We start from the raw sequence: 26,054 nt of genomic DNA, 5'->3' as shown, positions 1-26,054 counted from the left end.
AAAAAGAATGGCCTAGGGAATCACTTCTCCCTTAGCCATTCTTTTTTCTTGATTATCCAGCAAAATAAAAGGACGTTCGACTTCCGTTTTGTGTCGAAATGACTTGCAGCTGTGCATCAATTCTTTCTTTCAATTCCGGCACATGGGAAATTATTCCGACTAATCTCCCGGTGCTTTGTATATCCATTAATGCTTCAATCGCATGATCAAGAGATTCAGGGTCGAGCGTACCGAAACCTTCATCGATGAACATCGTTTCAAGTGAAATACCGCCAGCGTTCTGCTGGACAACATCCGCAAGACCCAAAGCAAGTGCAAGGGAAGCCTTAAAGCTCTCGCCTCCCGAAAGGGTTTTGACATGTCTCTCATGTCCTGTATATTGGTCATACACAGATAATTCCAGACCGCTCTGGATATTCCTGCGTGTAGGATCAAGCTTTCGCAACAGCTGATATCTGCCGCTTGTCATTTTCAGCAGCCTTGAATTGGCTTCTTTTAAGATATCATCTAAAAAGGCTGCCAGTACATATCGTTCAAACGTTATTTTGAAGGAATTTTGACCTTTGGAAATCTCTGACAGATGACCGACTATACTGTACCTTTCATCTAAACTTTTCTGATCTTCCCTGATTTGCGCCAATTTCCTTTCGATTTCTTCGTTATTCCGAATTTCAGCCTGTAATTCATTCTGATTTTGGCGTAACGACTCCAATTCTCCATCTATGAAATCGAAAGTATTTTTCAATCCTTCAAGATCTGGTTTGGCCACATCTTTTAATTTCATTTCCAAATCATGAAACAGACTTAAAATACTTTGCCAATTTTGATTATACTGTTGTACTTGGTCCTCCAAATTTCCAAGAGCCGCTTCCGATTTTTTTGCTGCCGTATATTCTTTATAATTGGAAAAGCCTTGATTGGTCATATCCGTAATTAACTTTTCCCGCTCCTCTTTCAATTCTGCATTTAAGGCCTCTATATTTCCACTTAGGGATTCTTTTTTTGCAATGATGGCCGATTCTCTTTCCTTCACCAGTTGGAGGTTTTTTTGTGCATCATCAAATGCCGATTGTAAGCGTTTCTGTGTATTTACAGCCATTTGATAAGCTTCATTATATTCTTCCTCAGTCCGTATTCCGTCTGGCAGGGAATCGGTTAATCCAGTTAGTTTTGTAGAGTTTTCAATATACCTCGTTTTCCCTTGGTCCTCTTTTCTCTCTAAAGAGATCATATTATCCTTAAGCTGGGATGCTTTCTCTTTTAAATCCTGCAACCTTTTTTCCAGATCATTGAGTACAGACTTTTTCCGCATCAATTCTTTTAGCTGCTCTTGAAGCACTTTTCCTTTTTGTACAAACTGTAGCAAATGCCCATCAATATTTTCACACCTAAACTCCGACATGTCATTTTGTATGTCACTAAGCTTTTCTTGTGAAGACTCTGCCAGTGCATCATATTTGGATTTCGCTTGATAATATTCACTTTCCGCTTGGCTTTTTTTTTGTTCTGCAGTTTTCAGCTTGTTTTCTTGCTCTTTCAGTTCCAAATCCGTCGGCATATGCTCATGCAATTGCGCTGGTTTTGGATGACTTTGCGAACCGCACACAGGACAATTTTCTCCAGAATGCAGCATGGAAGCAAGCATACCCGCTTGGCCAGTTCTCCAGTTTCGATTCAGGGTTTCCAGTTTTTCCTTCTCCTGAATTTGTATTCTTTGTAACTCTTGGAACCTATTATTCTTTTCATCCAGAACTCGTTTCGTATTCTGGATTTCATAAAGAACTTCTTGAAGCTTTTTAATCTTAGATAGCGATTGATTATTTCTTTCTGCTTCAATTTCCTGATCACGATAAAGAACAGCCGCTTTTTCCGCTTCTGTTTTTTCTTGAGCGACTTTCTCTGTTTCCGCTTCAATCGACAGATGTTCCGAAACCGTTTTTTCACGAAGTCGTTTGCTAGTTTCCCACTCTTTTTCATCTAAAGTAACCTGTGCTTTTAAGCTTGCAAAAGTCATGACAGCCTCTTTTACCTGCTCAAGCTGATGAACAGTTCGGACTGCCTGCTCTCTTTGATTATCCTTCGACTTTTCCTTATCATAGGAATCCTGCTTCTCAATGCGCTCAATCCGTAACTTCTCGGACTGCTCACTTAACTTTTGAAGTTCGGCATTCGCATCTTGTACTTGTTTGCCAATTCGCAAATAGTATTGTTCCTGCTTTTCAAGCGAAGCCGCTTTGTGTGCCATTTTTATTTGGACTTTCACTAATTCCATTTCTGGCAGCTTTGCTTCAAGGGCCTCCTTTTCATTCCGCAGTTTTTCTTTTTCCGAAAATCGATTTAATAAATCGACAGCTTTTGAAAGTTCTTGATTTACTTGATCACGAGCTTTCTGCTTTTCCTGTATTTGTTTATTTATATACTCACTTTTTTCTGCCGCTTGCAAAATGACTTCCTGTAAAAGCGGTAAGACCTGTTGTTCACTAGGCTCTTCCCCTTGTATTTGTGCCTGTAATTCTTCATTATTGCCAGGCTGGATGCCTTTCATTAATTCAATTCGCCGCTGAGCACTTTTTTCACTTTCCTTTTTTAGGATGGAAGCCTCTTCTTTTAATTTTTCTTCTATTCGTTTATAAAGTTCAGTATGAAATAATTTCTGGAGAATCTGTTCTTTATCCTTGCTGTCGGAAGTTAACAGTTTTCGAAATTCATTCTGTGGAATCATCAGGATTTGCCGGAATTGATTAGCGTCAAGTCCAATGAGTACTTTGATTTTTTCTTCAACTTCCCGTACATTTGCTCCCAGCAATTTTTTTCCTTCGGCCAATATCTCATATAATTCAGCCTTTGCTCCAACAGTTATTGTTCCTTCACCTGCTTTTTTCTTGCGTTCCTGCTGCGGGGACCGGGTCACCAAATACGTTTTTCCACGCAGTGTAAATTGCAACGAGACTTCCGTCAATATATCATCTTCGGCAAACTGACTTCGTAAATCTTGCCCGCTTCGATCTTCACCACTGGCTTTTCCATATATCGCAAAACTAATACCATCAAATATCGTTGTTTTCCCTGCGCCTGTCTTTCCAGAAATGACAAACATCGTCCGTTCTCCAAGGGAATTAAAGTCAATGGTTTCCCTTCCTGCATATGGTCCGAATGCCTGCATCGTTAATATATCCGGTCTCATTTCAAAGCCTCCTCTTTCTTAACAGCCTCAATTACCGAAACCATCAAATCCTGCTTTTGAGAATCAAAGTCCCGATCTGTCATTTCTTGATAAAACGTTTCAAACAAGTCCAATTCTGATTTCCGTTCATCTTTTACAGAGGAGAAAGATTTTTTTCTTCTAAGGTCGGTCAAATCCCATTTACGCTCTAGATGTAGTACGTTCGGATAAATCTGGCGCAAGCGGTTAATAGGATCAATGAGTGCCCCCTCATCATTTAGTGTTATTTTCAAATAGTCATCCCTTTTTTGCGATTGATAGAATGCCGGATCGAGTAACTCTTCCATAACTCCAGATATCTCCCTCATATCGAACTTGGGTGCCAAAGAACGATAGCGTATATGAAAGCTTCCATCTTCTTGCATATCGACAATGGAAAGCGACTTATTTTGCTTGGCCTCGGAAAAAGAATATTTTAATAGTGATCCAGAGTAAAACACCTTAGGATGACGTATTGCGTCTGGACTATGTAAATGCCCAAGTGCCGTATAATCGAACGCATCGAATAAGTCGGATGAAACACAGCCGGAGCCACCTACAGACAAGACCCTTTCCGAATCGCTCGTTTTTCCGCCTAATACAAAAGCATGTCCTACGAAGACATTCGGCTCATCCTTATTGAAATTCTCGGCAATCGTTCCGGTAATCCGCTTCATCGCTTCTTGATGGGAATGGATACTATCATCTTCAAAAAGATGGCGGACCGTCCCAGGTTCTGCATATGGAACACAATAAAAGTTCACGCCTTTGATACGGACCGGCTCACATGTTTTTGTTAATTTCCCATGAATGTATAACTGACTATGACGATACCATGATGAACCGAATGCGAGTCTTTCCGCAGAATCATGGTTTCCCGATATCGCAACGATCGGAGTATTCATTTTCACATTAATCGTATAAAGGATTTCATCAAGAAGCTCCACTGCTTCAGTCGGCGGAACAGAACGATCATATAGATCACCGGCAATCACAACCGCATCCGGTTTTTCCTCTTCGACAATTTCTATGAATTGCAAGAGTGCATGCCTTTGGTCATCTGTCATATGCACCCCGTGAACGATTTTCCCTAAATGCCAATCAGCCGTATGGATAAATTTCATAGTTTCACTCCGTCCTAATTTTTACATACTATTATTATATCAAAAATTTTACGAATAGCATGGTTTGGGTACAAACGTTCTAATTTTTACCACACTGCCCCATTCTTTTGAAAGATTCAGAATAAAAAAAGCAAACTCCAAAAGAGTCTGCTTTTTTCATCATTAGCTGAATAAGTGTTCATATGGAACCATATTCACCTTTCTTTCAGCTAATTTTTTTTGTAAAAATTTATGGTCACGTTTTGGTGTGGCAATGATATAGCCGCGTATCACTAAATCTTCCGTAATATAGCCCGCTTTTTCCTTTAACGCCAACTCTCCGATTTTCCCTGCGATTTTATGACGTGCAACATCACGAAAAAGTTCTGGCACAGGGCTCACTAAATCTTCCAGTAATTCCTTTTGCTGCTTTGACCATAAGTGCTTTGTTTGTTCCAAATAGTATTCTTCCCAATCCATATCGGATTTCCCATCTTCTTTCGGAAATCTTTTCAGGAACTTCCGAAACATGAAAAAGCCACCTATGCTCATCAATATAATTAAAAGGGCTACCCAAAATAGAATAAACCATAAAAACCATCCACTAAGCAAAGTACCACCTCATATGTATAGAATGATCGTCACTATTATTATAGACAGTAACCCATATCTTTACAAGACTGGCAATGTAATCATTCCTGACCGTTCACTTCCAGCAAGACAAGTGAAAATTCCCCCACCGCATTTTCTTCATATAAATTCGTGACCGAAGTTGCGTAGTTAAAGATCTCTGCTCGAAACTCCTCGTTTGACTGTGGAATCTTTACGTCAAATACCATTTGATAAAGCAGTGTTGTAATATCATGATATTCACTATGTGTAACCCTGAAATTGAAACTGACTTTTCTGATTCCCTTTCCTTCAGAATCCTTTACAGTTTCAGAAAGAAAGTCAGTGACACGCAGTGGAACATCGTTTAAAACGACCTTGTCTACCATTAACAACATCTCCTTAATAAATTGGTTAAAGACATGTTATCACTAGAAACTTTCAGCTTCCAATTATTTAACCTCGAAAAAATAAAAAAACGTGCACAAGTTACCTTGGCACGTTTCTTTAAATCAATTTCCCTTTTTAACGATTATACGCCATTTAGCGTCATCGATTTGCTCAAACTCCGTAATTTCATGACCTTCGGTAGCAGCCCAACGCGGAATGCTCTCCGTTGCTTGTGTGCAATCGAAATTAATGATCAATTCTTCTCCTATTGCCATGTTCACTATCGCTTCTTTAGCTTCCACTAAAGGGAATGGGCATACCATCCCAGTCGTTTCCAATACCTTCGCCATATATATTACACTCCCCAATAGATAATTTTCATCACAATCTTATGCAGCTTTTGAAATAGCCGCTGTTTTCTTTTGCTTACGGATAATCGTGAAATAAGTTGCTACCCATGTACCTAATAGGAAAAAGACAATGGCAATCCAACCCTGCCAAGCAAATAGCGCCGAGTTCACCAAACCATTTCCGATAGTGCATCCCCCGGCAACACTCGCACCGAATCCCATGATTACACCGCCAATTGCATTGTTACGTAACGTTTTCATATCAGGCAAACGCCAACGGAATTCCCCGCTTCCTTTGGCAGCAATAAAAGCGCCGAGGAAAATACCCAATACTAAAAACGTACCCCAGTCAATTAACGCATCATCTCCTGTTATAAGGAAAGTTAGAATGTTCGCGGAAGGCGCTGTAATCCCAAGTCCGAACATCCTGCCTGTCATTGCGCTTAGCGGCCATGCCATGATTGCAATAAGGCCGACCAATAATGCTGTAACAAAGGGATGCCACCGTTTCTCGAATAAGATGTGGGCCAATCCCGTTTTTTTCGGTTTCATTTTAAAAATTGGAAGTTTCGGTTTTCTCAATTCACGAATCACCAATAGGCCAACCAAAAGTGTCACAATAATAACAAGCACCCATGGCGAAACATTTAATGTTTCATGAATATACGTATCACTTGTACGATAAGATAACAGATTATCTCCAGCCACTTTCCATACACCATATTTCGTCATTGCTGCCCCTAGCATATAACCAAAAAGAGCAACCCAACTTCCGATCATACCCTCTCCGGCACGATACCATGTTCCAGTGGCGCAACCTCCTGCCAGAACCATACCAATGCCAAAAATAAAGCCACCCACGATTGTTCCCAACCATGGAAAACCATCATTTCCAAACTGAATGACCCCTGTATCATTCAATGCATAAACACCAATACTTTGTATTGCTATTACAATAAATGTAGCTAAGAACATCCGTCCATCTTTAGCTAAAATCAAATCACGATATGCACCAACAACACAGAAACGGCCTCTTTGAAGCACAAATCCCAGCAGTAAACCACAAATAATTCCGAACATAATCATTTGTAACATGAACCGTTTCCTCCTTAAGTAAAATATTATAATACCAATATAATATAATCCGGATAAAATTACTAGGTTTTCGTATGAACTTTTTTACCCTCATGAAAAGTTTCCAAGCAACGAAAAACCTGAGTCATTTATCGACTCAGGTTTATTGATTGTTTCTTTGATTAAATCCTTCAGTACATGTATTACACCATGCTACTTCTGCCGAAACTGGCTGCTTTAACTTTCTTATATTGATAAAGCATGGCAATTCTCCACGGAACGATCATCGCAAAAGCAAGTAAGAAGAACATCCCACTCAACACACCGATTTCAATCGTGCTTCCCAGCATCAGTTTTGCCACCAGTCGAATCACCATGAGACCAATCAATATGAATATGAATGCTTTAGAGCGCAGAATATAAATTTTTTCATCTCTAACCTCAAATTTAGATGTTTTTATCAATAAGATGGAAAATAACATCCCTGCAACAAGAGCCTCCAACAATTCGTATCGAGTCACCCGGAACATCGGGAAAATGAACATCAAAGCACCTGTACTCATAAACAGCGGCGGTAAAATGATTTTCTTTTCATTCACTGGTTTTTTCGTTTCCTTCATCCGTAACATGAAAACACCCATAGCCATCACAATCGCTATACCTGTTGATATATATATCATCTCTTAACCATCCCTTTAAACTAAAAATAGGTAAGTACCATTAAAAATTATATATGACTTCAATTTATAAACAAAGTATATATTACCTATTTGAGATAAACAAGGAGAGTGTTATTAATCAAGCGCCGTTTTTATGTCATCCAATACCATGCCCTCGTCAGAATGCTTGACGTTAAAATATTGCGCCCCAGCTTCTATAGCCTCGACAACCATTTTTTGCTGACCCATGGCAGAGCACATTAGCCTGAAATTCCTTCTTAATTTCTCTAGCGGTATCCAGCACGCTCATGATTGGCATGGGAATATCCATCATTACAGGTCAGGATTCCAATTTCGATATCATCCAATGGCTTCTAGTCCATTCCCGCCCTCACTGACCACTACATGTCCTGCTTTAGGTAAAATATTTGAAAGTGTCATTCTCATAAACTTTGCATCTTCAACGATAAATATTCGGGCCATAGCCGTTCTTCCTCACACAACAGCATGAAAAATCCTATCATTTAAATAGAAAAAAAAAATTAAAAAATCACATCATAAAACCTAATTAAGGACAATTCATTTTGAATTTTATTGAAAAAATAGCTTATTATGGACTAAAACCCGGTAAAGCCACCGAATAGTCTAGACAGGACTGCGATTATTTTGGTCATCCAATCAAAAAACAAAATCACACCCATTACAATCATTAAATATCCGCCAATCTTCATGATGTATTGGCTGTACTTTTTGATCCATGTCAATTTTCCGACAAAGAAGGATAATATGAAAAACGGTATGGCAAATCCTAAAATATAGGCAGTCATATAGCTCATGGCTGCACTAGGATTAGTTGCACCTAGTGAAATGACAGCACCTAATAGCGGACCCGCACAAGGGGTCCATCCAGCCGCAAAGGCAAGTCCGATAAGAATGGAACCTATATATCCGCTAGGTCGGTTCTTAAATTCAAAACGACTGTCTTTCATAAAAGATTTCGGCTGAAAGATTCCTACAATGAATAAACCAAAAATGATAATCAGGATGGCTCCAATCTGACGAATTAATTCTTTATAATTCGAGAAAAAAGAACCTAGGTATGATGTGCTAAACCCTATTGCAATAAAAACCAGAGAAAACCCAAGAAGGAAGAATAAAGTATGCAGCATGCTTCTTCTTTGGAGCATGGCGTTCTCGGATTTGATTTCACCAACACTCATACCAGTGATATAAGATAAAAAGGCCGGATATAGCGGTAAGCAGCATGGCGAAATAAAACTCAGAAATCCCGCCCCAAAAGCTAAAAAAATATTAATATCATCCAAATAAGCTCACTCCTATGTATGTCAACCTATAAACATTGTAACAAATAAGATAAAAAAATACATTTATGGAACTGTGAATATTTCATGACAACCAATTGCTTAAACTTGATGGGGCGACGGATTAAGTTAACTTATTTGAATTCATTAGTCCAAGCCGATATAATTGTTATATTCATACATATTTTACAACGAACACATAAATTAAGGGTACCTTGAAAAAATGTTGGGGCCAGAAAGGAAATATAATGGCTAAAAAGAATGAATTTCTCGAACAGATTGAATTAAAGAGAAATGAACTTATCAAGATTGTCGCTAAAGATGGTTTAAACTCGCATGTTGCCGTTGAATATAGCCAGCAACTCGATCAATTATTAAATAAATATAATGAACTTTTTTATAAAACCGGTTCAGGTTTTTAACTCAGTTCATCTCCCATAGATAACCGCATATGTTATTATATGAATTATTTGCTGCCAAACTCCTCTTTTTACATTCATTCTCATTTGAATACTTAGGCATGACCATTGCTATATAAAAACAGGCAAGCACTATGTGCGCTGCCTGTTTTTTCATTTAAAATAATGCATATGACACGTTCCAATATCAACATCGGATGTCAGTGCATATTTTGTCACAACAAGAACAATGGGAGATCCAGCTAAGATGGAAGAATTGGCCGGATCAGCGATAATAAGACTTCCTACCCCAGTGGCACCCGGTGTGTACGTTGTTAATTCCTCCATTTGCAGCACCCCACTAATAAACACCTCTTATGAACTGTTTTAGGAACTTAATGCAGGCAGAATAGTCGCAGGATCACCAGTATCTGAGAAAAAGCTTGCTGGATCAATAGAAAGCGTGGTTGGGCCAGTCGATGCGGCAGTCACCTCATAAAATATTCGGGTGACCAGAATCAGGTAATCCCGGATTCATCAAGGGTATCCTATAAGAAGGTATTCATAAATGGCATTTTAATCACGAGTAAAAGTACGAAATTCACAAGTAAATCAGTGAATTTCACGAGTAAGATAGATGTAGCAGGGGGTCATTCGTTTGAAGACCCTAATTGTGACTGTTACACCCAAAATATTCATGATGAAGTCTACCTACAGAACGATAAAGGAATGTGTTACGGTTTCTGAAGGCAGTACCATCTCAAAAAGCAAAAATTCCTCCCATCCAGATTTTCATGCAGTACGCTGTAATTGTAGTAGCTGACAGTGAACATTCCTCCTCTTTTTCTGAATCGGGCTCATCTCCCTTTAGTACAGAACCTCGTTCCTTTTTCTCCACGGCAATCATTCAAATTAAAATGAGAAAATTATATTTGACAAATCGCTCAATAAATATTATCTTTAATTAAAGATAAATTAATTCGAGATAACACCCTTACTTTTTTTAATATAAATCTCGAATTAAAAATATCTAAATTAAAAATAAATTCCAGGAGGAATCATAAATGATTGGTATAGGTTTATTAGTTATACGTGTGGTAATCGGTTTATCGTTTGTTGGACATGGAGCTCAAAAATTATTTGGATGGTTTGGCGGACATGGCTTGAAAGGTACAGGAGGCTGGTTTGATTCGATTGGCATGAAGCCAGGAGTTACCATGGCCCTATTTGCAGGTCTATCAGAGCTTATTGGCGGAGCTTTATTTGCTTTAGGTCTCCTTACACCCTTTGCAGGTATATTAATTGCACTTACAATGATCGTTGCGATCGTTAAAGTCCATGGAGAAAATGGCTACTGGGCAACTCAAAATGGTTATGAATATAATCTTGCCGTTCTTGCAGTGGCGATTGGCGTTGCGTTAACCGGAGCTGGCCCATACTCACTTGATTCTTTTCTGTTTTAAGGAAAGTTTCGGTTTTATAATCCCTACATTATGAAAAACACGGAGTTGGATAAAACCACTCCGTGTTTTTTCTTTTTCCTTAGAAAGAACCAGGACATATTTTCTCCAGATTCTAATCTTTGGTACGAATGTATAAGGATCAGACTCCCAACAAGTGATTTTCGATTTAAATTCCCCTTAAAATCAACTACATATACTATTTTCCCTAGGTACTAGTCTACAGTTCATATCAATTATTATCAGAGTCTTCTCTTACAGTTTTTTGTCTTCTATTCATTATTGGACATGGCAGTGTTTGGAGTAGCTGCTGGTTCTGTGAAAGCATTTATTCTTAAGAAAAGAAGCAGCAAGAATTTTTACTGAAACAGTAATAGCCGATTAATAGCATGGGGAGCACCTGCTCTTACTGTTAGTGCTGTTTATGCAATAAACTATGCTATTGTATATTTTGAAATTGGAACTAGGGTAGCTATATACCACGGAATCGATTATAAACCTAAAAATGAAAGGATAAACTTTTAATTGTTTAAAATTATTAAATTTTATCATTTAGAAATAATAAACTTCGTTTTAGATTAGTATATTTTTTTATTAGATTCTATGTAGTGTTTTCCGGATGGCAGTACACATTATTTTTTTAAATATACTTCTACTTTGGTTACCATTTTGTTTTTAATCTGCTCTCTATAATACGACAGAAAAAGACAAAAAAATAATCTAACCTATAAAGACCTCGTCGTATAGATGAACTGTGCCCCAATTTACGGACAATATAAAAAAAGTGCCTAAGAAGCAAATAAGTGGTCCCGGTATTGTCATTTTCTCAAAGCCCCCTTTGGCTCTTTTGGGCGTGGAGGCTTTCCTAGTTAGTCCTCTAAAGCTGTGATTCTGGAAGAGTGATTTCCTCCTTCCTTTTCCAAGCATTCCGTAAAGAAAGCCCCTTTCCTCGCCAAAATTTCCGATTGTATCTGACCTTAAGACTTAATTGCTGGTAATGAAAATACCTAAGTCTTTCCCCTTTGTCATTTTCCGAAAAAGCTTGGAAATAGAATACTCAGTTATTCATTCTTTTCAAGGATTGAATTTGAAAATACTCCACTCATCTAAATGATCCTTCCATAAACATAAAAACCTCGGACAAGGAACACTTTTATATGTGTGTCCGTTGTCCGGGGTTATTTTTTCCAAGTATATTCATTCCATAATGGTTTTGAACACCATTATGCATTTTTTATTTCACTAATATATGACGTCTATTTATTCAATCCCTGGAAACCATCCTGGAGAGTGGATGATCGCTTGCCATAATGGGTCTGGAATATCAAGTTGCTGCTGATTATCCTTGTTTATTTTTGTCACGATTTCTGCTTCCCTGCCTTGTTCCACTTTTTGTACCCATTCAGGATCGATTATGATTTCACGGCCTAATGCGATTAACGGAACCCCCGATTGCAGTGCTTTGATCGCATCATCCGCTGTATATATGGAACCAACACCAATGACAGGTACTTGATCTCCAATACGTTCTTTTATAATTTCTATCCGAGGTCTGTCAACCTCGGCTCCCCTTCTTGCTTTCGACCAGAAATCCATTAATGATACATGAAGATAATCAAGATCTTTTGTTACAAGCCCATCAATTAATGCAAGTGTATCATCCATGGTGATTCCTGGTGTTTCAGGCTCCTCCGGTGAAAAACGATATCCTACGATGAACGGATCCTTTGCATGTTCAGCAACAGCCTTTTTCACTTCATCCACAACCGCTAATGGAAAAGCCAGACGCTTTTCAAGGGAACCGCCCCACTTGTCTTCACGCCGGTTTGAATGAGGCGAAAAGAATTGCTGAAGCAAGTAACCATTTGCACCGTGAATCTCGACACCGTCAAATCCCGCTTCAATGGCCCGTCGTGTGGTTTCACCAAAGTCGAGAATGATCGATTCTATTTCCTTTTCAGCTAGTGGACGCGGAACTGCTTTCCCTTCGCCTTCCGATGGGATATTGCTTGCACTGACTACATCGCCATTTACTAATTCCGGTGGAACCTCACGTCCGCCATGAAAAATCTGAAGAATTGCCTTTGCACCTTTTTCTTTAATCGCTGATGCCAAACGACTTAAACTAGGTATCAATTCATCCTGATCTCCGCCAAATTCCCCATGAAAACCTTTGCCATTAGCCGTCACGTAAGTACATGCCGTTATAACCATGCCGACCCCACTTGACCTACGTTCATAATAGTTAACTTCGGCGTCGGTTACAGTCCCGTCAGGATTAGAAGAGAAATTTGTCATAGGCGCCATCACCAATCGATTTTTCACTTCTAATTTCTTTCCTATATTGAACGATTCAAATAATGGTGTATATTTAGAATTCATTTAGTAATCCTCCATTTGGTTCCCCACCATGTTGGTTGGTATAAGTCCTTAATTCACAATATACATCCGCATATTATGATAATGATTCTGCATGTTTTGTGATTAATGCCGAAATGGCTTCTTTTGGCTGGAAGCCAATAGCTTGATCTACCTTTTCTCCATCTTTGAATAGAATTAGAGCTGGAATTCCCATCACTCCATATTCGCTTGTCGTATCTGAATTTTCATCCACATTAAGTTTTACGATTTTAACCCGATCACCCATTTCAACATCAATTTCATTAAGCACTGGGGCAATCATTTTACACGGACCGCACCACGGTGCCCAAAAATCAACCAATACTAAACCTTCCTTGATTTCACTAGCAAAATTATCATCTGTTACATGTTCTATTGTCATGATCATTTCCTCCTTGTATTATCCGAAATATTTATGGTCTTTACTCATCATCTATTTAAATCAAGTTTAGCGATTCTATTACCCGGGATAAGAAACTCTGATTTCCGCGCATTTATTTTCGGATGGATTTTGATGGATTCCAATTTACCGGATAACTCCATAAACCATGTTTCATCTTTAGAAAGTAACGCTAAATCAATTAAGGCCAAAAGATGATTTTCGTTACTGATTTCTAGATCCGGCAGTTTTTCAGTCCATTTACTCGGAATCCAAATCGATTTCCCAACCGCTTTTTCATTGTCACTTTCCACCACATTCACTTTAACGATTTCTCGACTATCACTTACCGTTTCAATGAAACCATGGATAAGTTCCCCATCTCTTGATTTTCCCTGTACCCAATCCCCATTTTTGAACTGATCGTTTTCAACCATTTCCATAACACCCCTTTTATGTTCATTTGATATTCAAACTATAGTTATTAACTGTAATAATAAAATATACATTTAGTGCAAAGAAAAAACTAAATCAATATCACGGACATTGTTTAATTTTTTCCAAAAAAGTGCTGAGAGTTATATCTTCTAAATATTTTTCAAAATATAATTCAGCTTCATCGAATATTTGATTCATGACTATCTGGGTATTGGAAGATATGACACATTTTTTCTCCGGATCACCTGTACACCACTTTGGTTTCAATGTCCCATGTGAAACAGTTATATAAATATCTGCCAAACTTACCTCTTCAGGGTTACAGTCTAGAATATAGCCTCCGCCAACACCTTCTTTAGTTTTAACAAATCCTTTTTTTCTTAAGCAGCTCATCATCTTTCGAATCCTTGCCGGGTTTGTACAAACGTTTTCTGCGATAGACTCACTGCTTGCCATATGATCTGGTAAATAAGCTAAATAGACCAAACTATGCACAGCTATTGTAAAATCACTATTCACTTTTCGCATCCTCCTCAAGAAGATTACTGTAATAATAATATTTACAGTTGATAAAGTCAAGTCAAAAAACTCAACAGCTTCCTCAACTGTGTTGATTAATTTATTGTTTTAATGAAATCCCCCCTGAACAAAGGAAAGAGGGAATGATTTTTAGAGAGATATTTCCTTGTTGAGAAAGATTCAATGCTGTATATGCCGATATTAGATTAACCTAGATTGCTCACTTTTACCCTGAGGATGATAATAACCTTTTGAAACCTTATGATCACCTATTAACCCAAAAGAAGTTAAATACCCCTATACCAAAACTTCAGATGATATTATCGTAAAAGTTACAACTTCAGACATTTGCGGTTCTGACTTGAGCTTGATTCATTAAAAGATTCCAAATAACCCACGGATTATGTGTTTTTAGCCATAAGCCAATGGGGGCTGTCGAGGAAGTAGGTCCTGGTGTAAAAAATTCCCTAAATAAAAAATAAGCACTCGACCAATTCAGATTAATTGCTCTTCTATTTATAAAGTTCATTCAAATCAAAAACACCCGATTACTTGGATGCTTACCTTTAATCAATTTTATATATTAACTAACTCTCTATTGTCTAAGTGCTTAAATAAAAAAGATTAAGAGAAAAGATTTTTATTTTTTACATTCACATTTAGATTTCCTTCCAAAACAAAAACCACCTTTACTGAATCATTCATTCAGAAAAAGTGGCTTAAGAAACAAAAATGAAAGATAAACCAAAATTTTATATAAAATCGGTGGAAGAATACAGTCTAAATGGATCAACCAGTTCGATATTATATAAAATTTTGCATCCAATCTTCCAAGAACATTGATATATCAAAGTTTCATGCTATCTTATTTTGTTTGTTGTTTATTCATGGCGCTCATCATTTGATTAATTTTCTTTTGGGATGGTTTCATACCCATTTGCATCATCATCATTTTCAACATCTGTTCGTTAATTGGCGGATTTTTCTTTAAGTAATCCATCATGTATTTACGAGCGATGAAAAATCCCAGCACTACTCCAGCAATCAATGCCAGTACGCCAACTAGAATGTAAACCCACATACTATTTCCTCCTTCATGTTGTCTAACATCAGTGTACTAGACCAAAGGTTATTATACAATACCCGCTACCGAAAAGTCCCCCATTTAGACAAATTTTCTTTCTTTTATCGGTTTTAACCAACCGTATTTTTCATGTTCGAAATCAATGGCCAGAAAACTCGCTTCATATTTTCGAATACTTTCAAAGAAAGCGGTCTCCGCTTCATAATCTCCTTCAGCTTTAAGAGTAATGGACTCATTTTGAATGATTAAAACGGCTTTACTTGTTCCGTTTGTTTTTTCTAAATAGTATTTTCCATTTTGAGTCCAATAATTCATCTTTTTTTGCAAACGTTGTTCAATAGCTACCTGCAACTGGTTAATCGGGACTGTTTTGGTGACATATTCGATTTGTTTTTGCAAAATACTCTTCAGTCTGCCCCTTGCTTGAATATACTCCAAAAACAAATTGAAAAATAGCTTTTCTCTTCCATAATAATGATGGGCAAATTCATCTTCGATTAAATAAATTTGATAGGTTCTCATCAGCCAATGCCTCCTAGCTCTCCTATTTTGGTCACGAAAACATCTAACCACCAGGACCCTCTCCACTATTTTCCACTATTGATGACTTTCCCCTTTAACTGACACATTTAAACGAAATTTATTTATTCTCATTATATATTGACAAACTAAAAAGATATGTTGTTTGTTGGAGAAATTTTCTTCTTTTTTTGTCGAATGGAAGATATCCTTTAGAATAGGAACACATTCAATATAATATAGGATTGTATTTGGTAAAAAAACTGACACCAATCCAATTGGTGTCAGTCCCCATTACTATTATTTAAGCATTTCCTTAACTCGAGCAACTACATTTTCTACAGTGAAACCGAATTCCTCCATGATTTTACCGCCTGGTGCAGAAGCTCCAAAATGATTGATGGCCAATATTTCACCCTCATCACCTGCATAACGATCCCAGCCAAATGGTGAAGCCACTTCGATAGCTAGACGTTTTTTCACTGCCGGATTGATTACGCTTTGTTTATATTCTTTAGATTGAGTTTCAAAACGATCCCATGATGGCATGCTGATTACCGAAACATCAATTCCTTCGTTCGCTAAAACTTTCTGTGCTTCCACAGCCAAGTTCACTTCGGAACCAGTCGCAAGAAGTAATGCATCGGCTACTTCTTTCTTAGAAGCAGAGATGATGTAAGCACCTTTTGAAACACCTTCATACGCAGTTTCGGAAGTGTCTTTTATTGTTGGCAAGCCTTGACGAGTCAGTACAAGAGCAGTTGGTTGATTTGTAGACTCCATTGCCACTTTCCAGGCTGCTGCCGTTTCATTGCCATCAGCTGGACGTATTACCCCTAGGTTAGGCATTGCGCGCAATGATGCTAATTGTTCGATTGGCTCATGAGTCGGTCCGTCTTCCCCTACAGCAATGCTGTCATGAGTGAACACATAGTTTACAGGCAGTCCCATTAGTGCTGCCATTCTTATGGCAGGACGTAGATAATCAGAGAATACAAAGAATGTTCCTCCGTATACTTTTAATCCACCATGAAGTGCCATTCCATTTAAAGCCGCACCCATAGCGAATTCACGTACACCGAACCATATATTACGGCCACTGTAATTACCAGGTAATAGATCTGTCTCACCTTTTATGGCAGTATTATTCGATCCGGCTAAATCTGCAGAACCCCCAATGAAGCTAGGGACCTTTTTGGCAATCGCATTTAGTACTTCCCCACTTGAGGCACGGGAAGCTAATGTCTTACCTTCTTCATAGACTGGAATTTCCTGATCCCATTCAGCAGGCAGTTCACCTTTGATGGCAAGCTCCAATTGCTCTGCTAACTCAGGATGTGCTTCTTTGTAATTTTTAAACAATTCATTCCAAGCCTCTTCTTTTTGAGCGCCTGCATCAACTACAGCTTCATTGAAGTGTGAATACACTTCTTCCGGAACATAGAAGTCCTCTTCGAATGTCCATTTATATGCTTCTTTTGTCAATTTCAGCTCATCTGCACCAAGCGGAGCGCCGTGAACAGCAGATTTACCTGAACGGTTTGGTGAACCGTAACCAATAACTGTTTTCACTTCGATTAATGTTGGGCGTGCATCATCGGTTTTCGCTTCTTCAATCGCTTTAGCAATTTCCTGAAGATCGTTCCCATCCTCAACGCGGATATATTGCCATCCATAAGATTTGAACCGGTCTGCTACGCTTTCACTAAATGATTGACTTAAGTCTCCGTCAAGGGAAATATCATTAGAATCATATAAAACAACAAGTCTTCCGAGTTGTAGATGTCCAGCTAATGAAGCGGCTTCTGCAGAAACACCTTCCATTAAATCCCCATCTCCACAAATACTATATGTATAATGATCGACTACATTATAAGAATCGCGGTTATAGCTTTCTGCCAAGTGACGTTCTGCCATTGCCATTCCGACTGCCATAGCGATACCTTGTCCAAGCGGCCCAGTAGTTGCATCTACACCAGCCGTATGTCCGTATTCAGGATGTCCTGGAGTTTTACTGCCCCATTGGCGGAAGCTTTTCAAATCATCGATAGATAAGCCATAGCCCGATAGATGAAGAAGGCTGTATAACAACATAGACCCATGACCAGCTGAGAGAACAAAGCGGTCTCTATTAAACCAATCTGGATTTTTCGGGTTATGGTTCATATATTCTGTCCATAGTTTATACGCCATCGGCGCCGCACCCATTGGCATACCTGGATGGCCAGAATTAGCCTTTTCAATTGCATCAATCGATAATGTACGAATCGTATTAATAGAAAGTGCATCTAATTTATCTAACATATCGTAAAAACATCCCTTCCTGTAATGTACCTCTTTATATTATAGTGACAAGCTTAATATCACAACTAAAATCACTATTTACTGCCCCAATATTACAATTTTCTAGAAATAAGAGAAGTCCCCTATTTAGATTAAACTAAATAGGAGAATACATACATGAATGCACTCTCATTTTACTCCAAAATGCTAATAGAATCCTCAAATGGAATGTTCCATCAGAAGAATCCAAGCTTTATTAATGTAAGTTTCTTTTTTCTTTTATATTTTTTATCTTTTGAGGAGTGACATCATTACCTTCTGGATCCACGACTTTCACATGCTCCAACGTATTGGTCATGGACTTTCTGAATGTTTCCAAATACTCACTTCTCAATTGGGTTTGCTCTTTTGCCTCAACTTCCGTCAAACCTTCAGTCTTTGCCTTTTTAGAAAGTTCATTAATACGGGCTAATTTTTCTTTTGATAACATAATTTCGCTCCTTCATAATCTGCGGATATTGTCATGGTATTAAAAAAATAGCGAAATTACAAGTTCTATGATTGACTTTCCAGTGTATTCAGTTGATGTTCGAGGAAACGCCTGTTCACCGTAGCCTTAGATACATTGTATCCAAAGCCCCTTAAAGTTGCTGCGATTTCTGCAAATGTCAATCCATTGGCCCGAAGTTTAATAATTTCCTCTATAGGAATCTCCTTACGGTCCCTTCCAGTGGAATTCCTTTGATTCTGAAGATTTTTTTGAGGACGATACCCTTTTTCAACGGCCCTTATCATCCCGCGCTTTATTTTAAGATTATGTAGTTTCCTTTGATATTCTTCTACAATTCCGACTATCTGGATGACCATCGCATCCGAATCAGATAGCTCAAGTTCCCCATCGTGTGAGAGCGTATAAATTTTCACATCTTCTTTAAGGATGACATGGAAAAGGGCTATTTTGGCATTTCCTCTTCCCAGTCTTGTTTCGTCCTGGATTAATAGTACTTCAGCTTCTTTGGTTTTAAAAAGTTCGAGCATGTCAAAAATGCCATCCCTATTCAACTCATAACCACTTGCCTGTTCTTTTATTATGGAAATGACTTCAACATCCATCTTTTCTGCCAATTTGACTAATTCATCTTCTTGCCTTGCCAATGATGTTTCCTGTGACTCTTTTTCTGTGCTGACCCTACAATAGATTACCGCTTTCATAATACCCTACCTTCACTGCTTACTGCTCACTGGCCAAATTCTGGACAAGTTCTTCCCCTTTAACTGGAATGACGATGACTTGACCAGGTTTAATCGAATCCGCCCTGACTCCATTATGCTCTTCTATCCAACCAATGAATTCTTTTTTTGTCAAATTTGCTTCTTCATATTCTTCGGCAATTTCCCATAGGGTGTCACCTTCACTTACTTCTATAGAAAGGAAATCATTTTTTTGATCATTGTTCAATGTACAAGAGAATAAAATTGAAAAGATGAATACTGATCCCGCTAATAGAATCGTATAAATATAATTTTTGTATAATTTTTTCATAAATATCCCTCCAAAGCGAATGTTCGTTCGTATGTTATGATCAAATTATAATACGAACGTTTGTTTCAGTCAACAACAAAATTCGAACTTATGTTTGTATAGAGTTGGGGGCCATGCTATAATATAGCAAAGAACATTGGGGAAGAGGTGCACAAATGACTAAACTATCAAAACGGCAGCAAGATATTCTTGATTTCATTAAAGAAGAGGTTCGCCAAAAAGGGTATCCACCTTCCGTACGGGAGATTGGCGAAGCAGTGGGACTTGCATCAAGTTCAACAGTACACGGACATTTATCCCGCCTGGAAAGTAAAGGCCTGATTAGACGTGACCCAACCAAGCCAAGGGCCATTGAAATAATGAATTCGGAGGAATCGAACAATATTCCCAAAGCCAATGTCGTGAACGTGCCGTTACTTGGAAAAGTAACAGCGGGCATGCCCATAACGGCCATCGAGAACATAGAAGAATACTTTCCGCTTCCCGAAAGCATGGTTCCACATGATGACCATGTATTCATGCTGGAAATCATGGGTGAAAGTATGATCGAAGCTGGAATTCATGATGGAGACTATGTCATCGTCAAACAACAAAGCAATGCCAATAATGGAGATATCGTCGTGGCCATGACGGAAGATGATGAAGCCACTGTAAAACGATTCTTTAAGGAACCGGATTACATAAGGCTTCAGCCTGAGAACTCAAATATGGAACCAATTATTTTACGAGATGTTTCGATACTTGGAAAAGTAATAGGCTTATATAGACAAATACACTAAAAGCGCTAACCGCGCTTTTTTTGTTTGTTTAATTTATGTCCTGAATTCTCTCAATATGCATATGGAAGAGTAGGTTTTGATATATTTTTTTAATAGAATCTATTTTCATGGGAATATCACATCTTTTATAACGGATGTAAGTACTTTGGCAAGAAGTTCATTCAAATAAAAAAGGAGAGCGTTAAAAAATACCGCTCCCAGTTAAAATTCATTTCACTCTTCATCTTTGGTTCACTTTAATAAGGTTAAGATCGACCAGGTCATTCCACTTTTGAATCTGCACTTGTGTAGAACCATATGCTTTTGCAAGCGCAGAGATGGAATCCCCCTTTTTGACAATATGATAAACCTCCTCATTGCTTGCATCATATATAGTTAAATCGCTTGTTTCGATAAGGTTCACCAGCTTTTCTGTATATTTCGGATCCGAGGCATACCCCGCATCGATTATTGCTTTGAGTGCTTTTTTGTAATCTTTTTCTCCAATGACAGATGTATATAGGCTTCTATTCCATGACGTCCCCTTTACGTATAGATTGGCAAGATCTCGAAGACTTTCTTCCCAAGATGGGTATTTTCTGAATTTGTTCCATACTTGAACGGGCACATAGTTGACGTATTCTATTGTTTGGATAATGACAGACTCACCCTTAAAGTCACCTTTTGTACCGAATATATTTTTTCCTTGATTTGCTAATAAGCTTGTCCCATATCCACTCTCCAAGCAAGCTTAAGCAATGACAACAGAAGGTAAAATATTAAATTCCTTTTGAATTTTCTGGGCATAAGGAGCAATTTCCTTAATAAATGTTTCCTTGCTCAATAGAACCTCCCATTAATAGGTATTCCTTTATTTTTTACTGTTTATTTTCATTCATATCGTATTCTTAACCATGAGAAAGGTTACAGCTTGTCCATCAAAAATGAGTCCGATATTTCGTTCATTATTTTTACTATAGATAAACATACTTATGTTGGCTCGCTCCGTGTATTATTAAACCATTCCCGCTGCCAACCAGAAAAAGCCGTCAATCCATATATTTATATGGATTGATGGCTTTAAAATTGAACTCTGAAAATCTTCAAAACCTGGTTGCATAACCTTTTATTTATTAGTTTTAAATATGAATTTATTTATTATTGTATAAAGCCTTGATAAAAAGTGAAAATTAATATTGAAAACTACAATTTAAGGTGGTGAAATTATGGACTTCCCAACCATCCATACAAACTTTTGGGATGCGGTAATAGCCATTCCGATCATCATGATTCTTACTCAACTTATTAAGGTCATTTTTCATATTCATCCAAAATTCATCCCTACCATCGCTTTGGGTCTTGGCTTATTCATTTCCATTTTCATCAGTCATCGTAATCACTTGGTTGCAGGGATTTTCATGGGCTGGTTTTATGGCTATGCAAGCATTGGCAATTATGCTGCACTTAAAACTGGTATTTTGTCTTATAGAGGCACTTATCATAAGACAGATTAAACCCTTTGTCTCTCGCTGCAATTCATCAATCTCTATATTGCAAGGAGCCCGACTTGCTTCTATCCCCATCGAACATCCGTTAAATTAATATCTATATTAACAATTACGACCTGAATGTTTCCTTTGGCTGAATCACCAACTCCCATGTTAACCATACCATTAAACATTACCCCAAAAATACCTTTTCAATTAAGAAAAGGTATTCATTTAGTAAAAAAAAGGAGGTTCGGAATGCTCTTATCCCGAACCATGATTTTAATGGATGAAACCCTACCTGATTGAAGAAATTCACGACGCTCATGCCGGAAAACTGACTTTTCTTCGAATTTGATACCTTCTCAATAAGAGAAGGCATTTCACTATTTCTCGATATAGACCGAACGAACCAGCGTCCGGGTTCTTTCACTGCCATTCACATTTTTTTCCTTGACGTCAATTGTTACATTATATACACCTGACTTAGGCACTTCTGGAAGGGTACCAGTAAAATTTTCGGTCTCCATTACCTTAATAGAGCTTTTCCTACTAATTTCATTACCGGTTTCATCTACTAAATGAACCAAAAATGTTGTGCTGATTGGCGTTTTTTTATCATTCATTGGATTCTTTATTAAAAATTTTGCATCTTTTTGCTTAACTTTTCCGGCCATACTTAATGTAATGGGATTCTTTTCGTTAAATTGTGCTGTGAACAGGTAGGCGTCTTTTGGCGATTTAGTCTTCATTCGCACTTTCCAGTCACCGATTTCGAGGTTGTTTCTATTGAATGTTTGGATGGTTGCACCATTAAAAAAGGAAGTTTCATTTTTGGCTGAATCAACCTTTAAGGAAGGTGAATATTTTTTATTGGATGGAGAAATCAATTCAACCTCGACATCATCTGAGGCTGTATATATGGTTATATTACCCGGGGCTGATTCATTTACATGGAAACTTTGTTCAATCCAAACATTTTGTTTCAGGACATCACCCAGAACAGTTTGAGCGAGTGCGGTTGTAATGACATCATCTTCAACTCGTTCTTTATAATTGACATTAAAGCCAGGAATCCCAGTGGTGGAAGTACTCCTTAAATAGGGTTCAATTCTTGAAAATACAGCTGAACCGACTCGGATATTGTCGTGATCAAAGTTGGGATCCGTAAATAAATGTGTTGCGTAGGGTATTTTTGTACTCCATACATTTACTAGACCATCATTTTCGCCATATGAAGATAAATATTGTCCACCCATTGATAAAGCTGAAAGAACCGGGCCTCTGTTCATACCTGCCACAGTGAAATACATGTTTTTACGAGAGTTAACATGGTTATCCGTGACAGAACGAAATTCCGCCATTTTACCAACTTGTAAAGAATAAGTTCCATCATCTTTTTGACCTAATAGGGAACCAAGCCAGCCCGCATACCAGCTATAAGCCAAATCAGCAAGGTAAGAACCATGATGAGGGGAAGCTAAAGTGATGACCCTTCCAACATATTGGTGTGCTCCATAGTGTACTAGAGCCGCTTGGGTGTCTGCCCCCCCTTTGCTGTGAGCTATAATATTTACTTTTTCGCCCCCGAAATGGTTATTGATTTCAGAAAGCATTTGCGCTAAAAGCCTTCCATTAGCATATTGGCTCACTGATCCATTTCCAGCTGAATCATGAAGCTGAACAAAAACCGTTTGGTAGCCTGCTTCATACGCCTTAGTATACATATCATTGATCCCATGATATTCCGTTTCACCGTACCAGCTGGTTGAACTGCTGTTTCTCCCTTGAACAAACACGATTGGTGGTTTCTCTTTGTCAAGATTAGGAGGAATGCTTCCAAGAAACCAATCCCCTGGACTGAAAGTTTCGGAGGGCGGCTTCAATTTCCCTGCTGAGGAAATGTCTGGCTTAGCCATAATTAATATGGTTAGAATGAGGACAAGAAAAACGACATAATTGATTACATTCCTTTTCAATTGTTATCTCCTCCAATATCCTATGGTATTTTTTCGAACTCATCCTATTATCAACGCCCTCCTTCCCAGGACTTCCATAGTCTTCATTATTATATAATTGTACTTTTGCATACCATTACCTGCCACCTTCATAAAGATGGGATAAAAAAACTAGAAGAAGTTCATTAAAAATGGAGATAAAGTATGAAGATTCGCTTTCAATTCATTTAGGTATGCAGTCTTTTTCATTTTATGAAGACGTACTTACGGAGGAAATCGGGATGCTTCAAGTTCACAAAAATGAGAACAAGCCCTTATCCTGCAAAGGATAAGGGCTTGTTCATCCATATTAACTTTTCCTTCGAATTTGCCATTGTCCAAATGCTCCTATTCATGGTGTTTTGAAAATCCGACCTATACATTCAGTAAATAAAAATGTTTCACAGCAATTGGCTGTCATTCATTGGGATCTCAGTATCAATCGTCTATTTTATATAAAATATCAGCATACAGCCCTTTTATTAAGGAACACCCCAGAAGTTTGGATTTTTACTCCTTTAAATTCTCCCTCCTACATACGCGTATTTCATCCTGAGAACAGGATCAATAATTTCAGTGATAAGCCAATTTGACAACACCGTCGTGTACGATAATATCCTCAATGACCTCTCCACGAATTTCCTTCCAATCTTAAATGTGCTAACGGCAGCCGCTCCTACTGCAACTTCCCTTTCCACTTTCTTCACCTTCTTTCCATCATTCCTTGAATCTTGTCCCATGGAAGTTAGGATTGTAATTGATTAGACTTTACATTCCGAAAGGCCACTCTGTTGAAGAAACGCTGGTACACTTGAACTTTCAACTACATTTGAAGTGTAGGTGAGGGTCAAAAAAAATGATCTCGTCGATTGAGAATCCTACACAATCAGCAAATAAATAAGCCTTATCGATTCGCAAAGGAATCTTATATTGCTCATAGTCAATGTAAGTCCTCTTGGCCATTTTCAGCACTTTAGCCATTTCATCTTGAGTTAATCCTTTATACTTCCTCGCTTGTTTAAGTGTGAACTTAACGTTTGTCATATCTTGTCACCACCTGTCTAAAAAAATAATATCACACTTGAAGTATAGTTTCCAACAATTTTTCGCAAAATTCACGCACTTTAAGTTTACTCACTTTCACTCATAGTGTATATTCAAGTAAGAGGTGAAGAAATATGCACATTGGTGAACGGATTAAAATGTTAAGAAAAGAAAGAAAAATGACACAAGAAGATTTGGCAAATATATTAAAAGTGGCCCCAACGGCAGTATCGGCCTGGGAATCCGGACGGAATAAACCTTTAATGGATAAATTGAGCATGATGTCCACATGCTTTGAAATACCGCTATCCCACCTCATTGAAGGAGCACCTGTCGTTAGAAATAATCCTGGAATGGAATTCCTAAATGAAAAGAATGTAAGATTAATTGGTGTTTACGGAAATATCCCTGCTGGAGATCCTAATTTTACCAATGAATATATTGAAGCCTATATGCCGACATTAAATTCGATGCTAAAATCGAATAAAGAATATTTTTTCCTTAGAGTGAATGGCAATAGCATGAACAAAGAATTCAGAGACGGATCATTGATTCTCGTTGAAAAAACAACCTACGTCGGAAACGGAAAAATTGGTGTGGTTTTAGTAAATGGTCACGATGCTACAGTCAAAAAAGTGAATATCAATGAAGAAAACATCACACTCACTCCCTGCAGCACGGATCCTTTTTATGAAGAAAAAACCTATAACATCAAAAATGATAGAGTCCGTATTTTAGGAAAAGTGGTTCAAGCCATTAAAATATACGATTAATATCCAACTCGAGGATTTCTTTACACAAAGGAAAATAAAGGAATAATGAGCAACAATACATAGATTCAATTTATTTTATTTGCTGATATATTTTAGGTACAAGCCATTATGGTTTGTGCTTTTTAGTATTGTTCTTTTTATATTTCATTACAAAGAATCCATTTAAATTTTGTGTCAGCCTATAATAAAGCATAGCTTACATTAGTTAAGAAGTGGAATAACCAACATATACAATTCCCACAGAACCAGTTTTCTTAGACCAT

At 37.9% G+C, this 26,054-nt stretch carries 27 protein-coding genes and 1 pseudogene; 5 read left to right on the top strand and 23 right to left on the bottom strand.

Annotated features, from left to right (window positions below; all coding sequences use genetic code 11):
* Positions 1–52: 52 nt before the first annotated feature.
* From FNK51_RS24985 to FNK51_RS24945, 9 genes and pseudogenes are all read right to left on the bottom strand, one after another.
* Positions 53–3,184 (bottom strand): AAA family ATPase, encoded by a 3,132-nt coding sequence (locus FNK51_RS24985; protein WP_141995067.1) that lies wholly within the window; start codon positions 3,182–3,184, stop codon positions 53–55.
* The gene (locus FNK51_RS24980; protein ID WP_141995066.1) at positions 3,181–4,326 is read right to left on the bottom strand and encodes an exonuclease SbcCD subunit D; all 1,146 of its coding nucleotides are present in this window, start codon (positions 4,324–4,326) and stop codon (positions 3,181–3,183) included. Before FNK51_RS24980 ends, FNK51_RS24985 begins: the two co-directional genes overlap by 4 nt.
* Before the next feature lie 162 nt (positions 4,327–4,488).
* Positions 4,489–4,917 (bottom strand): DUF2621 domain-containing protein, encoded by a 429-nt coding sequence (locus tag FNK51_RS24975; protein WP_141995065.1) that lies wholly within the window; start codon positions 4,915–4,917, stop codon positions 4,489–4,491.
* 80 nt (positions 4,918–4,997) lie between these two features.
* Positions 4,998–5,303 carry a DUF3219 family protein gene (locus tag FNK51_RS24970; protein ID WP_141995064.1) on the bottom strand — a complete coding sequence of 102 codons (306 nt, stop codon included), beginning with the start codon at positions 5,301–5,303 and terminating at the stop codon, positions 4,998–5,000.
* Between the two features lie 123 nt (positions 5,304–5,426).
* Complete coding sequence (locus FNK51_RS24965; RefSeq protein WP_141995063.1) at positions 5,427–5,654, bottom strand: sulfurtransferase TusA family protein; 228 nt, start codon at positions 5,652–5,654, stop codon at positions 5,427–5,429.
* 39 nt (positions 5,655–5,693) lie between these two features.
* The gene (locus FNK51_RS24960) at positions 5,694–6,749 is read right to left on the bottom strand and encodes a YeeE/YedE family protein (RefSeq protein ID WP_179891156.1); all 1,056 of its coding nucleotides are present in this window, start codon (positions 6,747–6,749) and stop codon (positions 5,694–5,696) included.
* A 182-nt stretch (positions 6,750–6,931) separates the two neighbouring features.
* A complete protein-coding gene (locus FNK51_RS24955) occupies positions 6,932–7,408 on the bottom strand; it encodes a CcdC family protein (protein ID WP_141995062.1) in 477 nt (158 codons plus the stop codon).
* A 114-nt stretch (positions 7,409–7,522) separates the two neighbouring features.
* Positions 7,523–7,870, bottom strand: a pseudogene (locus tag FNK51_RS24950) (response regulator).
* 134 nt (positions 7,871–8,004) lie between these two features.
* Positions 8,005–8,712 carry a cytochrome c biogenesis CcdA family protein gene (locus tag FNK51_RS24945; protein ID WP_076368852.1) on the bottom strand — a complete coding sequence of 236 codons (708 nt, stop codon included), beginning with the start codon at positions 8,710–8,712 and terminating at the stop codon, positions 8,005–8,007.
* A 245-nt stretch (positions 8,713–8,957) separates the two neighbouring features.
* Here FNK51_RS24945 and FNK51_RS24940 point away from each other — a divergent pair, with 245 nt between their 5' ends.
* Entirely contained in the window at positions 8,958–9,131 is a 174-nt protein-coding gene (locus FNK51_RS24940; RefSeq protein ID WP_098372928.1) for an aspartyl-phosphate phosphatase Spo0E family protein, read from the top strand.
* 150 nt (positions 9,132–9,281) lie between these two features.
* Here the strand turns inward: FNK51_RS24940 and FNK51_RS27440 are convergent, their stop codons facing one another.
* On the bottom strand, positions 9,282–9,479 hold the full coding sequence (locus FNK51_RS27440; RefSeq protein WP_286178879.1) for a DUF4183 domain-containing protein: 198 nt from the start codon (positions 9,477–9,479) through the stop codon (positions 9,282–9,284).
* 692 nt (positions 9,480–10,171) lie between these two features.
* Between FNK51_RS27440 and FNK51_RS24930 the strand changes: the two genes are divergently transcribed.
* Positions 10,172–10,570: a DoxX family protein gene (locus FNK51_RS24930; RefSeq protein WP_141995061.1), complete on the top strand. Its 399-nt coding sequence runs from the start codon at positions 10,172–10,174 to the stop codon at positions 10,568–10,570.
* 1,257 nt (positions 10,571–11,827) lie between these two features.
* Here FNK51_RS24930 and FNK51_RS24925 read toward each other — a convergent pair.
* The 10 genes from FNK51_RS24925 to yneA form a co-directional block, all read right to left on the bottom strand.
* Positions 11,828–12,949, bottom strand: coding sequence for an NADH-dependent flavin oxidoreductase (locus tag FNK51_RS24925; protein WP_141995060.1), 1,122 nt, complete (start codon positions 12,947–12,949; stop codon positions 11,828–11,830).
* 73 nt (positions 12,950–13,022) lie between these two features.
* Positions 13,023–13,349 (bottom strand): thioredoxin, encoded by a 327-nt coding sequence (trxA, locus tag FNK51_RS24920; RefSeq protein ID WP_141995059.1) that lies wholly within the window; start codon positions 13,347–13,349, stop codon positions 13,023–13,025.
* A 47-nt stretch (positions 13,350–13,396) separates the two neighbouring features.
* Positions 13,397–13,783, bottom strand: coding sequence for an IDEAL domain-containing protein (locus tag FNK51_RS24915; protein ID WP_286178878.1), 387 nt, complete (start codon positions 13,781–13,783; stop codon positions 13,397–13,399).
* 100 nt (positions 13,784–13,883) lie between these two features.
* Positions 13,884–14,303, bottom strand: coding sequence for an RrF2 family transcriptional regulator (locus tag FNK51_RS24910; RefSeq protein WP_098372923.1), 420 nt, complete (start codon positions 14,301–14,303; stop codon positions 13,884–13,886).
* Between the two features lie 865 nt (positions 14,304–15,168).
* Entirely contained in the window at positions 15,169–15,384 is a 216-nt protein-coding gene (locus FNK51_RS24905) for a YneF family protein (protein WP_034312934.1), read from the bottom strand.
* A gap of 84 nt (positions 15,385–15,468) precedes the next feature.
* A complete protein-coding gene (gene sirA / locus FNK51_RS24900) occupies positions 15,469–15,909 on the bottom strand; it encodes a sporulation inhibitor of replication protein SirA (protein WP_076368842.1) in 441 nt (146 codons plus the stop codon).
* Between the two features lie 297 nt (positions 15,910–16,206).
* On the bottom strand, positions 16,207–18,210 hold the full coding sequence (gene tkt / locus FNK51_RS24895; RefSeq protein ID WP_141995057.1) for a transketolase: 2,004 nt from the start codon (positions 18,208–18,210) through the stop codon (positions 16,207–16,209).
* A 235-nt stretch (positions 18,211–18,445) separates the two neighbouring features.
* Positions 18,446–18,679 (bottom strand): DUF896 domain-containing protein, encoded by a 234-nt coding sequence (locus FNK51_RS24890; protein WP_141995056.1) that lies wholly within the window; start codon positions 18,677–18,679, stop codon positions 18,446–18,448.
* Between the two features lie 65 nt (positions 18,680–18,744).
* Positions 18,745–19,401 (bottom strand): YneB family resolvase-like protein, encoded by a 657-nt coding sequence (locus tag FNK51_RS24885; protein ID WP_141995055.1) that lies wholly within the window; start codon positions 19,399–19,401, stop codon positions 18,745–18,747.
* A 19-nt stretch (positions 19,402–19,420) separates the two neighbouring features.
* On the bottom strand, positions 19,421–19,732 hold the full coding sequence (gene yneA / locus FNK51_RS24880) for a cell division suppressor protein YneA (protein WP_098372920.1): 312 nt from the start codon (positions 19,730–19,732) through the stop codon (positions 19,421–19,423).
* Positions 19,733–19,887: 155 nt separating this feature from the next.
* Here yneA and lexA point away from each other — a divergent pair, with 155 nt between their 5' ends.
* Positions 19,888–20,511 (top strand): transcriptional repressor LexA, encoded by a 624-nt coding sequence (lexA, locus tag FNK51_RS24875; RefSeq protein ID WP_141995054.1) that lies wholly within the window; start codon positions 19,888–19,890, stop codon positions 20,509–20,511.
* Positions 20,512–20,731: 220 nt separating this feature from the next.
* Here lexA and FNK51_RS24870 read toward each other — a convergent pair whose 3' ends face one another.
* On the bottom strand, positions 20,732–21,235 hold the full coding sequence (locus FNK51_RS24870; RefSeq protein ID WP_141995053.1) for a glucosaminidase domain-containing protein: 504 nt from the start codon (positions 21,233–21,235) through the stop codon (positions 20,732–20,734).
* Positions 21,236–21,716: 481 nt separating this feature from the next.
* Here FNK51_RS24870 and FNK51_RS24865 point away from each other — a divergent pair, with 481 nt between their 5' ends.
* The gene (locus tag FNK51_RS24865) at positions 21,717–22,004 is read left to right on the top strand and encodes a hypothetical protein (protein ID WP_141995052.1); all 288 of its coding nucleotides are present in this window, start codon (positions 21,717–21,719) and stop codon (positions 22,002–22,004) included.
* Positions 22,005–22,363: 359 nt separating this feature from the next.
* Here FNK51_RS24865 and FNK51_RS24860 read toward each other — a convergent pair whose 3' ends face one another.
* Positions 22,364–23,896 (bottom strand): esterase/lipase family protein, encoded by a 1,533-nt coding sequence (locus FNK51_RS24860; RefSeq protein ID WP_286178883.1) that lies wholly within the window; start codon positions 23,894–23,896, stop codon positions 22,364–22,366.
* A gap of 897 nt (positions 23,897–24,793) precedes the next feature.
* Positions 24,794–25,018 carry a helix-turn-helix transcriptional regulator gene (locus tag FNK51_RS24855; protein WP_141995050.1) on the bottom strand — a complete coding sequence of 75 codons (225 nt, stop codon included), beginning with the start codon at positions 25,016–25,018 and terminating at the stop codon, positions 24,794–24,796.
* A gap of 134 nt (positions 25,019–25,152) precedes the next feature.
* Here FNK51_RS24855 and FNK51_RS24850 point away from each other — a divergent pair, with 134 nt between their 5' ends.
* The gene (locus tag FNK51_RS24850) at positions 25,153–25,791 is read left to right on the top strand and encodes a LexA family protein (RefSeq protein ID WP_098372914.1); all 639 of its coding nucleotides are present in this window, start codon (positions 25,153–25,155) and stop codon (positions 25,789–25,791) included.
* Positions 25,792–26,054 lie beyond the last annotated feature (263 nt).

It is taken from the genome of Bacillus sp. B4EP4a, assembly GCF_006680105.1.
GTDB lineage: Bacteria > Bacillota > Bacilli > Bacillales > DSM-1321 > Peribacillus > Peribacillus simplex_E.
Note: the sequence above shows the minus strand (reverse complement) of the source record. Positions and strands in the feature narration are given on the sequence as shown.